A 13,917-nucleotide genomic window follows, 5' to 3' on the forward strand; every position below is an offset into this window, starting at 1 on the left:
TCGCCTGCATAAAACCCAGCGGGCCGCGGAACCTTATAGGAAAATCTATGAAACGGAGGAAGATGTTTCGTGGATCAACCAAACGACAACGGTCGGGGGACCGACGATCTCTTGGCCCAGGCCCGCAAATCCACCGATTTTCATCTTTTTTCGCCGTTTGAAGACGATGACTTCATCCAAATCGCTTTCTACCGTTCCTTAGTCTCGGAGGAGAAGGTGACGCACTTCCTGCTGCCGGCGATTCAACAGCACCGAAATCGCCTTCATCGCCCGGACGATTTGAGGGGGATTCTTCCGTTTGCCGAGGTGGTCCAAACGACGGAAGATCAAGAAGCCATGGCCAAAATCATGGAAGGGCATGTCTTGATCCGGCTGGGTTCGGCGGAAGGCGCATATATCCTCGTGAATCTGGAAAACCAACAACTGGGGCAGCGGCAGAGCAATAATACGGAGAACGAATTCAGCGTCGTCGGGCCCAAAACCGGATTCGTGGAGAACCTGGATACGAACCTGCATCTCCTGCGGCAGAAGCTCCCGACTCCGGAGTTGATCATGGAAACCCTGACGGTCGGCTCGCATTCCAAAACCAAAGTAGCGATCGCTTATCTGGAGGGCGTCACGAATCCGGAGATCGTCCGTACGATGAAACAGCGTTTGAGCGATCTCGATTTCGAAGTGTTGTACGATACCTCCCAGCTGGAGGAAATTATTGCGGATAACTCGAATTCGCTGTTTCCGCTGTATCTGTCGTCCGAACGGATCGACCGAATCACGTATGCGATTACCTCCGGGCAGGTTGCCGTATTCTCGAACGGGTCGCCTTATGCCATGGCCGCCCCGGCCAATCTCCTGGGTTTCTTCATTTCGCCGGAGGACTATTACTTGCCTTGGGTATTAGGGTCTTTTTTTCGGTTTATTCGTATCCTGAGCGTGATGTTTTCAATCTTTGCCACCCCGATTTATGTGGCGGTCATGACCTTTCATTACGAGGTGCTCCCCGAAAGCATGTTGGGGCCGCTGATCCTCTCGCGGATTCATGTGCCGTTTCCGCCCGTCGTGGAGGTCATCTTCCTGGAAATTACCATCGATTTGCTGCGCGAGGCGGGGGCGCGGCTGCCGTCCAAAATCGGCCAGACCCTCGGCATCGTCGGCGGGATTGTAATCGGGGAAGCCTCGGTGCAAGCGGCGTTAACCAGCAATATTCTGCTGATTATCGTGGCTCTTTCGGCGTTGGCTTCCTTTACGACTCCCATTTTCAAAATGGCGAATACGATCCGGCTGCTGCGGTTCCCGTTCATTATGCTGGCGGCCTTTTGGGGCGGTTTGGGCATCACGGCGGGATTTTTAGTGCTGATAGGTCATTTGATCCGGCTCAAGTCGCTGGGGATGCCCTATTTTGTGCCGCTGTATCCGTTTCGTACGGGGAATCTGGATGACAGTATTTTTCGGGCCTCCTATCAATACTCGCCCCATCGCAGCTTATTTCTGCGCCCCTTGTCGGCGATCCGTTACCGCCCGCGCTCCCGGAAGGAGGACGACGATGCGGAATAAGCGGAGCCTGCGGTTCGCCGTTTCGTTGTTCCTCGCCCTGGTTCTGATGATGACGGGCTGCAGCCAGACCCGGATCGTCGACAACATCCAAATTCTCTCCGTGCTTGGGGTCAATCGGGAGAAGGAAAAATACCGGGCGGTCGGACTGTATCTGGATCGTTTGAAAAACGACCAGATCATGTCCCTCCAGGGAAAAGGAGAGACGATCGAGCTTTTGCTAAGCCACATGAACATGCAATCGCCCCATCCGATCCACCTGGGAAAATTGCGGCTGTTGATTTTCAGCCGGCAGATGGCCGAGCAGGGGGTCGCCCATTTCCTGCATACCTTTTGCCGGAACCCGCTGATCAGCACCAGCATGATCGTGGCCGTCTCGGAGGAGTCGCCCGAGCGGATATTCAAAGACCTGAAGGGTAAAGACCGGGAGGCGCTGCCTTATCATTTAATCGAGCAAAACGTGAGGTCCGATAACGTCCCGGTGACCAATTTGCAGGTCTTCCTGTTCAACTATTACGGCGAGGGGAGGGATCCCTTTGCCCCTTATTTGCGCGCGAATGACGATGGGAAAATCGAGCTCACGGGACTCGGCATTTTTCACGACGACCGCCTGAAGTTGGTGATCGGCGCCAAGGAGACGCTGCTCTTCAAAATGTTGAAGGGAAGGGGGAAAGGCGGGATTCTACCTGTCGTTATTTCCGCGGAGCCGGAAAACCGGATCGCGGCTTTTACCTTATTCGGGGGGAGGCCGGTCTCGAAATTGACCCGGGAAGGCGACGCGATGAAGATCACGATCGACCTGTATCTTGAAGGCATGCTGAAAGAGCTGCCGACAAGCCTGAATATGCGGGTCCAAGGGCCTTACGAGCAAACCGTATCGCAGTTGGAGCGGCAAATCGACGCCGGGGCCGTGAAGCTGCTGACCAAGCTGAAGTCCAAGGGCGTGGATCCGCTCGGCCTGGGGGATTTTGTCCGGGCGCATCACCGGTCCTGGGACGAAGAGAACTTTTACAAGCGGGACTACCCGCGGATGCGCTTCGAGGTCCACTCTCACATTATTTTGAAGGAATCGGGTATCGGAAATTAGAAAAGTGCAGGTGAATGCGGATGAACCGTGTCGTCAAGGAAAGCAGCCAAGTCTCTGCTTATTTAACGTGGTTCCTGGTCCATGGCGTCCAGACGGGGGTAGGCATGCTGAATTTCCAGCAAAAGATCGCGGACGGCGCGGAACAGGATGCCTGGGTTTCCGTCCTGTTCGTCGGCGTCTGCATGCATCTGGTCGTATTCATGCTGTTCCGCATGCTGCGAAATGTCGAGGGAGGGGATATTATTTCCCTGCACCGTCAGCTGTTCGGCAAAGTCCTTGGAAACGGATTAACCCTGGTTTTGTACGCCTACTGCGTGCTGATCTGCACGGGGCAGATTCGGCCTTATGCGGAAGTGATCCATGTCTGGGTGTTTCCCGATTCGCCGCTCTGGCACATTGCGCTGATTATTTTGACCGTGTCCGTTTATACCGCATCCGGCGGCTTTCGCGTTGTTGCCGGCATCTGCTTCCTGTGCGTCGCGATTCCCACTCTGGTGCTGCCGTCGCTTTATTTTCCGCTGAGATTCGCCCATTGGCAGAACTTCCTTCCCCTATGGAATCATGGGTTAAGCGATTACGCAAAGTCGGCGGCCAACGCCGTCTACGTCTATTTAGGACCCGAGTTCCTGCTGCTTTATTACCCCTTCCTCAAAAATAACCGAAAGGCGCAGAAATGGGCCCATATCGCCGCAGCCCACACCATCCTGATTACCATGATTATCCTGGTCGCTACCCTGGCTTATTTCAATATGGGCCAACTGAAGCACACCGTCTGGCCGACGTTGATCCTGTCGAAAATCATCCGATTCGCCTTTCTCGAACGCTTCGACTATATCTACATCTTCAACTGGTTGATCGTCATCCTGCCCATTTGCACGATGGCGATCTGGGGAGGGGCGCGAATCTTGACCCAAACGCTTCGTTTTTCGAAGAAGTGGGCCTTGGGCGTAACCATGCTCGCCATTTTCGGCATGGTGCTCTTGCAGCGGACCCCCGTGAGCATCGAACGCATGGAAAACATCATCTCGCTGGTCGGCGGGGCGCTGGTCTTCGGCTACATTCCGCTGTTATTCGCGGTTGTCTCGGTCGTGCAACGGGTGAAACGAAGACACTCGGCCCGGAGCATCGGCAACGGTGCCGGGGAATGAGGGGCTCTTGCTGAGAAACCGGAGCCTTGGCTAACGGTGTACGGAAACGGATCCAATTTATGATGTATTGCCTATCCAGCCTGCCGTCCCGGGTGTATAATGCAACTAATTACATACTATTTTTCAGCAAAAGGATGTGTCGAGGATGGGCGATTATACCGCATTATTGGAAGAGCTGCTGAAGGACGAGCAGGAGCTGCAATTTACGGAATTCACGAATAAAACCGCCGTACAAATCGGTATGAGCATCGTCGAAAAGGCGATAGAGCAGGACAGCCCGATGGTGATCCTGATCCAGAAAAACGGGCAGGAGCTGTTCTACAGCAAACTGGACGGAGCGACGATGGACAACGACCTGTGGGTAGCGCGCAAAAACAACGTGGTCGATCACTTCAGCCATAGCTCGTATTATATGAACACCTTGTTCAGATCGACCCAAACGACGATCGAGTCCTATTTTCTCGAGCGTAAGGATTTCGGCGTTGAGCCGGGGGCTTTCCCGATTATCGTGAGAAACGTCGGTATCGTGGGGACGATCACGGTCTCCGGCGTACCCGGCGAAGGAGAAGATCACTTTATCATCACATCCGCCCTGAGAGAATATTTCGGCAAATGATTTCCGCTTGAAAATAACAGCAAAACGGTCCCTTACCAAAGCAGGAGGTCTTTTTACGGTGGTGATGACATGGACTCGAAAATCAACGTTTTAATTGTCGACGATGAATATTTGGTCAGAAATCTGCTGAAAAATTGCATTAACTGGGAATATATCAACATGGAAATCGTCGCGGAAGCCGCGGATGCCAACGAAGCGCTGGAACTTGTTAGGCAGTACGGTCCGGACATCATTATTACGGATATTTACATGCCGATCATCGACGGGATCACCTTTAGCGAACTTGTGTTGAAGAACCGGCCCGATACGAAGATCGTTATTTTGACCGGGTATGACGATTTCCAGTATGCGCAGCGGAGTATTCGTGCCGGGGTATCGGATTATTTGCTGAAGCCGATTGACGATGAAGAAGTTCTCCGTACGATGACGAATTTGAAAGCGCTTATCGACCAGGAGAGAAGAAGTAGCCAGGAAAACAGCAAATTAAGAAGTAGGCTGTACGACAATTTGCCTTATTTGAAAGAGCGCTTCTTCAATGAACTGATCAATGAGGAGGAACTGCAGCATCCGCCGCTGGATAAAATGTTGTTTCTTGGCATTCAGTTCAAATACGCCAGCTTTCAGGTTGCGGTCATTGAACTCAATCCGGCGGACGGCAGGGCAGGGAATGAACATGCGCGGACGACAACCGGCGAGGCCGTGCTGGCCCTCGTTCATAAATACTTTGAGCCCAGTCCCTATACGTTCGTCTTCATCGATTCGAACCACAGGATCATCATCCTGAACAATGATGAAACCTGCGATGTTTACGTGCATTGCGAATTGCTGAAGGGGAGAATCATTCAGGAAACGGGCGGCTCTGTCTGCATCGGAATCGGGCTGGTCAAGCGGGAAATCGGCGAAATCGGCAAATCCTATAAAGAGGCGCTGGAGGCCCTCAATTACCGTGTCATCGTCGGGAATAACGTAATCATTCTATACAATCATATCGACTTGTATAACGAATACAACACCAACGATCTTAACAATCTGTACAACAAGCTTGGATTTTACATCAAGGCCGGCCTGCATGACAAAGTGCAAGAGACGATTAACGAAATGTACGGTTCGATTGACTTGAAGGATAAAACGGTGCTGAGCGGCATTCGCAACATCACTGTGAGCATCCATCTGATCTGCATTCGCCAGTTGTCCGAATCCGGCGTCGCCGCGGAAGAAGCCCGCGGCATCGAGGGCAATTTGCAGCCATGTTTTGAGCTGGACACGATTCCCGATATCAAACGGTATTTGAAGGAAGTTACGGCAGAAACGATCCGGCTGATCAATAAGCGTCAGGTGCACAAAAGCGGCAACTCGATCGATGACATCAAAAATTACATTCATGAGCATTATGCGGATACCGGCCTTTCGTTGACCCAGGCTGCCAAAGTGTTTTACCTGAATCCGAGCTATTTGAGCCGTACGTTCAAGAAGGAAACGGGAACCAATTTTATTGAATATTTAACGACGGTGCGGGTGGAAAAGGCGATTTCGCTGCTTAAGGAGCAAGATTTGAAAGCGTTTGAAATTGCCAAAGCGGTCGGGATTTCCGATTCCAACTATTTTAGCACCTGTTTCAAAAAGTACACGGGGATTTCGGTAAGCGATTACAGAAAAGCGGTTAAATCCTAATCGCAATAGAAGAAGCCCTTCTTCAACGGTCAAGCGACCGTGAATAGAAGGGCTTCGTTAATCGTGTCCGATGTCCGGACGGTCTCTGGTCTGTGGTCGTTTACAGCAGCCAGGAAATCGAGTCGCGCAATAAGCGGACCACTTCCGGGTGCGTCAAGCCTTCCCGCCGGTGCGTCGGCGTAATGCACAGTACGCGGCCATCGCCGAAATGATGGGCCCATCCGGCCATCGATCTGCCATCCGCCGAAGTGGACTCCAGGAAAACTTGAGTGTTCTCCAAGTCGCATTCCACGAAATAATGTTCATCGATCGCTTCAAACTGCAGGGGCTTCCCAAGGGCAAGCGGTTCCTGGTCCCGAGAGCTGTAAGCGACCGGTTTGTTAACCCGCGGATGAAATTTGAACATGCCTTTCAGCATCGTACCGAAAGGGCCTTCCTCAGGGTAGGAGGCCAGCCCGGCATGCCAGCCCAGCCAACTTCCCCCGCGCCGCACATAATCGGCAATTTGCGTTTCCAGATCGGGCGTCATCCATAATTTCACGTGCTGATCCGTCGGATTGAGGCGGTTTTCCTTGTTGAGGATGACCAGATCCGGCCGGGTTGCCAGGGCGGAGGAGAGATCCTTCGTGTCGATATCGTGTAGTTCGATGTCGCCGCCAAGCATCTCGATCGCGGATTGCAACGCGTTCAGGATGAGGTCATGGTCGTGGTAGTAGTCTCCCAACAACGCATAGATATTTTTCTTCATTGTTGCCCCTCCATCTTCGGTCCAATCGTTATAAGGCCATAGGTTCTCCCTTGTAATTGATAAATCCGGTTCCGTTATCGTTGACTGGTTTTTCGCCGATCGCGATGCGGTAAATGCTCTCCGCCGATTCGGACGGTTCGATTTCCGCATAAGTGCGACCCATTTCAGTGTTCATGCGCCCAGGGTGCATGGCGTAAATCCGGCACCGGTTCCCGATCGATGCCCGGAATACGAACACCGCCTTGTTGGCAGCCGTCTTGGATATCGAGTAGGCTGGGTATACGCTTCCGTTGATCGATACGCTACCGGCTTCCGAGGTAATCATAATCATCAAGCCTTGCCCGTCTTCACGCATGACCGGCAGAAATTGCTGCATGACGATAACGGTACCTACGGTATTAACCTCCAGCGAAGTACGCAGTTCCTGCAACTGTGTATCCAATATCGTCCCTTCCCGATCACCGCGCATCAATACGCCGGCTACGTTGATCAGAACGTCAATATGGCCGAAACGCTCTTTTGCCGCTTGAGCCGCGTCCTTGACTGATTCTTCGCTCGATACGTCCATGGCCAACAGTTGAATGCTTAGCGCGGGATTTTTTAGCTCTTCGATTTCTGGCGTTTCGTTGCCGGGAAAGACGCCGGCTATGACGGAATGGTTGTGCTCCGCAAACATTTTGGCCAGATAGAAACCGAGGCCGCGGTTTGCTCCGATGACGATAACATTCATAGTTTAATTCCTCCAGAGTGGCGTATTAGTCGTTTTCAAGCAGTTCCAGCATGACTTTTAAATCCGCCGTGCTGTCGATATAAGTGTATCTGCCGCCGGTATATTCGCCGGTTTGCATTTGCTCCATACCGAGCTCTTTCAGCATGGCCACTTTGCCTTTGGTGTCTTTGATATAGAAAGCGATATGATGCACGCCTTCGCCGTGTGTATCCAGAAACTCCTGCCAGGTCGAGGGATTTCCGTCCGGCTCGATCAGTTCGATTTCCACGGAGCCCGGGGTGCGGAAAAACATCAGTTTGGCCCGTGCCGTTGTCGGGTTGTTTCTGTAATGAATTTGCGATTTTTCAAATTCATCCGTCAGTTCAACCGGAGGCAGGTCCACGCCAAGAAAATCGGCATATTTTTTGCCGGTGACCTCAATGTCTTTGACGATAATTCCGATTTGGGCAACGATTTTCGTGCCGAGTACGCCTTTTTCCATGCGAATCCCTTCCATTCTTTAAAATTTTGCTTTGATATTCAAATATTTGCTATTGGTTACTTGGGTTCATATTTCAAGTTGAGCAGTACGCCGAGCTGTTTCTCGCTGTCGACGAATGTATAGTTGCCGCCCGGGTATTCGCCGTAATGGCGCACCGGGATGTTTCTGGACGCGAGTGCTTTCAACGCTTCGCCGCGGTCTTTGACCGTAAAGCCGATATGGTGAACGCCTTCGCCCTTTTCCTCCAGAAATTGCTTCCAGGAACTCGGCTCGTCGTCGGGTTCGGTCAGTTCAAGGACGACCTGGCCCAAATCGAATACGCATAGCTTGGAGCGGGTAGGGGTAGGTGTGCCTTTATACTGCGTATGGCTTTCCTCTTGCGGAGCGATCTGCCAAATGTCGGGCATGTCGACCCCGAAAATCTCCGCGTAATTTTTGGCCGTTTTCTCAATATCCTTTACGACCAAGGCGATTTGACAAACCTGACTTTTGTCGATAATCCCCATACTGTTCTCTCCTCTTTTGAAATGACTTATATGAAACACGTGCTGGTTTGCGGTGATCTCCTCCTCTCCTCAACACGCGCTTAATACCTTAGGGAAGATCTGTTTTATTATTGGAGAGCGGAATCGCAAGCCTGATGATCGTGCCCTCGCCTTGCTTGCTTTCAATATGAAAGATCGAGTTGGAATTGTAAAAAAGGTTCAGTCGGTCGATCGTTGTTTTCAAGCCGACCCCTTTCGACAGTCCGTGCTTGATTTGCAGCAATTTATCTTCATCCATTCCCACGCCGTCGTCGGCGACGACCAGCTGTACGGATTGATCGGTGTAAACAGCTTGGATCGTGATCGTCCCCGGCCCTTTTTTGGCCCGAATCCCATGGTTGACAGCGTTTTCAACCAACGGTTGTAAAGCAAGACGGGGAATTTTATAATCGAGTGTCCGCTCATCAGAATCGATAGACACCGAAAACTTGTCGCCGTAGCGGTATTTCACAATCGTCAAATATTGATCGACAATATCCAACTCTTCCCGGATCGTAATTTCTTCCTTCCCGTTGTTGAGAAACGAGCGGTAAAATTTGCCGAGCGCTTTGACGATCGTATACACGTCTTGGTTGTTGCCCGAGAGGGCCAGCGAACTGATCGCATCGAACGTATTGTACAAGAAATGCGGTTTAACCTGATTCATCAACGCTTCCATTTCCAGCTTCCGTATCGACGCCTGCTCCTGAATGATATTGTCAAACAGCTGCTGAATTTGGCGGATCATCATATTGTAGACGTTCTTCAGCTTGCCGATTTCATCGTTGCCGGTTTTGATCGAAACTTCCTTGAAGACTCCCCGTTCCACCGTTTTCATCGCGTTCACGAGCTTTTGAATCGGTTTGGAGATGAGGAGCGAAGTGAAGATGATGCCGAGCAATAGCAGCAGGCCGTTGGCGAGCAGGGTGATGAAAAAGATGATCGAGTACGTCTTATCCTGGCTGGTCAGTTCATTGAACGGCGAGACAGCAACGATTTTCCAGCCAAACTCCGTTTGCAAGTTTGATAAAATATATTGTCGGTCGTCGATCTTGTTGATGACTGAACGGCCGGGCGTATCCAGAAGGGTGTCGATCACTGCTGTAAAACGCTCATCCTGCGCCAGACTGGAATGAATGAAATTGTTGTTGGATTCATCCTCCAATATATATTGTGTGTTGGAGTTTCCGCTTTCCTTGTTCAAATATTGGTTAATGTAATTTTCCGAAATATTGATCATCATGTAGCCGATCGGCTGTTGCGTTTCAATGTTGTTGACGAGCCGGATCATGGAAATGTAATTGGTCCCCGGCGTCTCGAACGTCCCGCCGCCGTTCATTTTTAACAGATAACCGCCGTTTAGCTTGGTGAGCTGCCCAAACCAGGGGGCACTTTTCATTTTGTCCAGCGTCATCGCTTTGTTGGAGACATTGTCTACATAATACCGGTTCCCCTCATTGTCAAAGACATAGATGGAAGAAATCACCTCATTGAAGTTCATCGACTCCCCCAAAAACTCCTCAACCTGACGCTGCAGGGCCAAATCGTAGTCTTTGCGCGGTCGGCTAAGCGCGGATTGCACCACTTGGCTCGACAGTAATATTTTTTGCTGATTGTTGGCGGTATCAATAATAATATGAAGATTGGCGTCGACCTTTTGGACGGTTTCCATCGACATCTGTCCAACCTTTTGCATGATGACGCTACTATTGATCTGTTTGTAGACCACAAAGCTCAATATCATGAATATAAGAATCGTAATTGAGTAATATACCATGATTTTCGGGGTTATCTTCAGACCCATAAACCAATTCTCAAGTCTTCTCATGCTAGCAACTCCTTATCCGGCCGGGTTTAAGGACAAACACATTCTACAATAATTTTTGGGCGAATTATATATGGTTTGCGGCATGAGTAAAAATATCAAAGCTACGAGTCAATTTATTAGATTCATGTTCGACAAGTTTTTCATTATGATGAAAGCGTATTAAAAACTGCTCCATGAAAAAGAGGAGGATTCCAAATGAATCGAATCGCAAGAAAATTGGCCGCTGCGATGTTGGTTGGGGCGCTGGCGGTGGGACTATCCGCGTGCGGCGGAGGTTCTACCGGCTCCAACAGCAACAGCAGCAATGGCGGTGCGGAACCAAAAACGGAAAAGGTGACGTTGTCATTCTGGGGGATCAGTACGGCAGAGCCTGAAAAATCGGAAATGGAGGGAATCATCAAGGAGTGGAACGACGCAAATCCCGACATTCAAATCGAGTACAGCGGAACGGAGAAAAATGCGTTTAAAACGAAAATCAAAACCGCGATTGCTGCCGGTGAAGCGCCGGATATTATGTATTCCTGGACCGGCGGTTTCGCCCAACCGTTTGCTCAGTCCGGAAAACTTCTGGCCCTGGACGAATATTTGACCGACGAAGTGAAGGACCAGATGCTTCCGGGCGCATTGGACAATATCACTTACGATGGTAAAGTTTACGGCCTCACTTATGGTCAAATGGCCGGCGCCCTATACGTTAATGCCGAACTGTTTGACAAATATCAAGTGAAAGTTCCGGAAACGTACAGTGAATTCATGACGGCCGTCGATACATTCAAGAAAAACGGGGTAACCCCGATGATCACCGGCATGAAAGACCTGTGGCCGGGCATGTGGATTTACGATATGATCGCTCTTCGTGAAAGCGGTACCCAATTGTCGCTGGACGCTTTGAATGGGAAAGCTTCCTTTACGGATCCTGCTTTTGTGAACGCAGCGGCCAAACTTCAAGAAATGGTGAAGCAAGGAGCGTTCGCAGAAGGCGTTATGGCGATGACCGAAGACGAAGCGGAAGCCGAATTCAACCAAGGCAAAGTCGCCATGCTGTTCGGCGGCAACTGGATGACGTCAAAAATGGAATCGGATACATCACTCGTCAAAGGCAAAATCAAAGCGGTTAAATTCCCGGCGATTGAAGACGGCAAAGGCGACCCGACCGAATATGTCGGCGGTGGCAGCGACGCTATGCTGGTCAATGCGGATACTAAGTATAAAGAGCAAGCGGTGAAAGCAGCCATTTTCCTGGCAAAACGCCAAGCGGAACAAGGTTACCTGTCCGGACTCAACTTGCCGACCTGGAAATATGACAGCCTCGACCAAACGAAGATCAATCCGTTGGCCAAACAAATCATGGACGATATCGTGACCGGTGCCGCAGGCAGCGTGCCGGTTTGGGACATTTATTTGAACGGTGCCGATGCTCAAACGCACCAAGATTTGGTTGCAGAAGTGTTTGCTAATCAAGTTAGTCCTGAGGAGTATGGACAAAAAATGCAAGACAGTGTGAACGGCAACTGATCGATGACGCATCGTTGATCTAGTTTGCAAATCGATTCCCTGCTAATCGACAGCGAATGATTAGCAGGGAAATTTATTTGAAGCAAAGGTACTGCTGGAAATCCAGGTTTGTATACATTGCCATACATTCTTTGTGTTCCGCTTGCTTGCAACCAGTACGCAAATCTTTTATATAGAGTGGCTTGCGTTTTTACTTGTTCATCAAGGAGGTATCACGTCGTATGCAGAAGCTGCTGGGCGATAAAAAAGCGATTTTTCTTTTTGTATTCCCGACGTTTGTCGTATTCACTGTCATTATCATACTACCGATCTTTTTTTCCGGTTATTATAGCTTGCTGAATTGGGACGGCTTCACCGTAAGTAAATTCATCGGGTTGCAAAACTACGTCGATTTGTTCTCCAACAACTCCGACGGGTTTACGAAAGGGATAAAAAATTCCATTATTCTGGCCGTCGTTTCCGTGGGCATTCAATTGCCGGTGTCCCTGTTGCTTGCCTTGATATTGGCCAGAGGGGTCAAACTCGAGAAATTATACAGAACGGTATACTTCATTCCGGTCATCATTTCGACCGTCGTGATCGGTCAATTATGGATGAAAATCTACCACCCGAGCTATGGTATGCTCAACATCCTGCTTAACAATTTGGGCCTCGGGGCTCTAGCCACGGAGTGGCTGGGAAACACGCATACTGCGCTTGGCGCGGTGTTTGTATCGCTGCTGTGGCAATACGTCGGCTATCATATGCTGCTGATGTACGCCTCAGCCAAGTCCATCTCCACCGATATTTATGAAGCGGCCAAAATCGACGGGGCCAACGAGGCTACCATGGCCACGCGCATTACGATTCCGTTGATGAAGCCGATATTGCGGGTATGCGTTGTCTTTTCCGTTATCGGTTCGTTCAAAACATTTGACCTGATTTATGTGTTGACGAACGGCGGACCTTTGCACGCCACGGATGTCCCGACGACGATCATGTACACTTCCATTTTCGCCAAATACCAATATGGCTACGGCAGTGCGATGGCGATCTTCATCATCGTCGAATGCCTGGTTGCAACGGTTCTGATTCAAAGAGCGTTCGGGAAAGACGCGGTATATTAAGAAGGAAGGGGTGTGAATCATGGGTAACAGTGCGATTTCTATAACCCAGACGAACTCCAAGTCGAATTTCAACATGAAAACGGTCGGGAAATGGCTGCTCACCTTGTTTCTGGCAGCCTATGCGTTCATTCAGGTATATCCGCTCATCTGGTTGCTTTTGTTTTCTTTCAAAGATAACAACGAAATTTTCGGCGGCAACGTCCTCGGGCTGCCGCATGTATGGAGATGGTCGAACTACGCGTCGGCTCTGACGACCGGTGACGTTGGGATCTATTTCATGAACAGCGTGATCGTAACGCTGATTACGATCGTCGTCTCCAGCGTTATGCTTGCCGCGACATCGTACGCGATCGTGCGGATGTATTGGAAGATGAACAACCTGTTTCTAACCTATTTCCTGATCGGATTGATGGTGCCGATTCACGCAACACTGCTGCCGATGTTCGTCATTTTACGCAACATGCATATGCTCAATACGTACTGGGCGCTGATCATTCCTTACGTCGCTTTTGCGCTGCCGATGGGGATCTTTATTCTGACCGGTTTCCTGAACAGCATTCCGCGCGAACTGGAAGAAGCGGCGTGCATCGATGGTTGCAACATTTACAAAATATTTTATAAAATCATCGTTCCGCTGCTCAAACCCGCATTGGCTACCGTAGCGATCTTTACTTATATGAACACGTGGAACGAGCTCATGTTTGCCAATACATTCATTAACAGCGACAAGCTAAAAACGTTGACTGTCGGCATCATGTCGCTTGCCGGGCAGCATACGACCGATTGGGGGCCGATCGGGGCCGGTTTGGTCATCGCCACGGTCCCGACGCTACTCATTTACATTCTCCTTAGCGATCAGGTTCAAAAAAGTTTGATTGTCGGATCTGTCAAAGGTTAAAAATGGAGTTCAGCCTC

Annotated in this window: 13 protein-coding genes; 8 read left to right on the forward strand and 5 right to left on the reverse strand. The window is 50.3% G+C overall.

Annotation, left to right across the window (positions count from 1 at the left end; translation table 11 throughout):
• Nucleotides 1-69 precede the first annotated feature (69 nt).
• The 5 genes from ACQ4N8_RS00960 to ACQ4N8_RS00980 all read left to right on the forward strand — a co-directional run bounded on the left by ACQ4N8_RS00960 (nt 70) and on the right by ACQ4N8_RS00980 (nt 6,070).
• Nucleotides 70-1,551 (forward strand): spore germination protein, encoded by a 1,482-nt coding sequence (locus ACQ4N8_RS00960; RefSeq protein ID WP_430702437.1) that lies wholly within the window; start codon nt 70-72, stop codon nt 1,549-1,551.
• Entirely contained in the window at nt 1,541-2,635 is a 1,095-nt protein-coding gene (locus ACQ4N8_RS00965; protein ID WP_430702438.1) for a Ger(x)C family spore germination protein, read from the forward strand. The genes ACQ4N8_RS00960 and ACQ4N8_RS00965 overlap by 11 nt, the downstream gene beginning before the upstream one ends.
• A gap of 20 nt (nt 2,636-2,655) precedes the next feature.
• Nucleotides 2,656-3,783: a GerAB/ArcD/ProY family transporter gene (locus tag ACQ4N8_RS00970; protein ID WP_430702439.1), complete on the forward strand. Its 1,128-nt coding sequence runs from the start codon at nt 2,656-2,658 to the stop codon at nt 3,781-3,783.
• Nucleotides 3,784-3,928: 145 nt separating this feature from the next.
• Nucleotides 3,929-4,399, forward strand: a complete 471-nt coding sequence (locus tag ACQ4N8_RS00975) for a heme-degrading domain-containing protein (protein ID WP_430702440.1) — start codon at nt 3,929-3,931, stop codon at nt 4,397-4,399.
• 69 nt (nt 4,400-4,468) lie between these two features.
• Nucleotides 4,469-6,070 (forward strand): response regulator, encoded by a 1,602-nt coding sequence (locus tag ACQ4N8_RS00980; RefSeq protein ID WP_430702441.1) that lies wholly within the window; start codon nt 4,469-4,471, stop codon nt 6,068-6,070.
• 100 nt (nt 6,071-6,170) lie between these two features.
• Here the strand turns inward: ACQ4N8_RS00980 and ACQ4N8_RS00985 are convergent, their stop codons facing one another.
• From ACQ4N8_RS00985 to ACQ4N8_RS01005, 5 genes are all read right to left on the reverse strand, one after another.
• Nucleotides 6,171-6,818: a ThuA domain-containing protein gene (locus ACQ4N8_RS00985; protein ID WP_430702442.1), complete on the reverse strand. Its 648-nt coding sequence runs from the start codon at nt 6,816-6,818 to the stop codon at nt 6,171-6,173.
• 28 nt (nt 6,819-6,846) lie between these two features.
• A complete protein-coding gene (locus ACQ4N8_RS00990) occupies nt 6,847-7,548 on the reverse strand; it encodes an SDR family NAD(P)-dependent oxidoreductase (RefSeq protein WP_430702443.1) in 702 nt (233 codons plus the stop codon).
• 25 nt (nt 7,549-7,573) lie between these two features.
• Nucleotides 7,574-8,029: a VOC family protein gene (locus tag ACQ4N8_RS00995; protein ID WP_430702444.1), complete on the reverse strand. Its 456-nt coding sequence runs from the start codon at nt 8,027-8,029 to the stop codon at nt 7,574-7,576.
• Nucleotides 8,030-8,085: 56 nt separating this feature from the next.
• Nucleotides 8,086-8,535: a VOC family protein gene (locus ACQ4N8_RS01000; RefSeq protein ID WP_430702445.1), complete on the reverse strand. Its 450-nt coding sequence runs from the start codon at nt 8,533-8,535 to the stop codon at nt 8,086-8,088.
• 88 nt (nt 8,536-8,623) lie between these two features.
• Nucleotides 8,624-10,381 carry a sensor histidine kinase gene (locus tag ACQ4N8_RS01005; protein ID WP_430702446.1) on the reverse strand — a complete coding sequence of 586 codons (1,758 nt, stop codon included), beginning with the start codon at nt 10,379-10,381 and terminating at the stop codon, nt 8,624-8,626.
• Between the two features lie 195 nt (nt 10,382-10,576).
• Here ACQ4N8_RS01005 and ACQ4N8_RS01010 point away from each other — a divergent pair, with 195 nt between their 5' ends.
• The 3 genes from ACQ4N8_RS01010 (at nt 10,577) to ACQ4N8_RS01020 (ending at nt 13,900) form a co-directional block, all read left to right on the forward strand.
• Nucleotides 10,577-11,896: an extracellular solute-binding protein gene (locus ACQ4N8_RS01010; protein WP_430702447.1), complete on the forward strand. Its 1,320-nt coding sequence runs from the start codon at nt 10,577-10,579 to the stop codon at nt 11,894-11,896.
• Between the two features lie 221 nt (nt 11,897-12,117).
• Nucleotides 12,118-13,002: a carbohydrate ABC transporter permease gene (locus tag ACQ4N8_RS01015; protein ID WP_430702448.1), complete on the forward strand. Its 885-nt coding sequence runs from the start codon at nt 12,118-12,120 to the stop codon at nt 13,000-13,002.
• A 19-nt stretch (nt 13,003-13,021) separates the two neighbouring features.
• A complete protein-coding gene (locus ACQ4N8_RS01020) occupies nt 13,022-13,900 on the forward strand; it encodes a carbohydrate ABC transporter permease (protein WP_430702449.1) in 879 nt (292 codons plus the stop codon).
• The last annotated feature ends 17 nt before the right edge of the window (nt 13,901-13,917 follow it).

This window comes from Paenibacillus macerans (assembly GCF_050565405.1).
In the GTDB taxonomy this organism is placed as follows: domain Bacteria; phylum Bacillota; class Bacilli; order Paenibacillales; family Paenibacillaceae; genus Fontibacillus; species Fontibacillus macerans_B.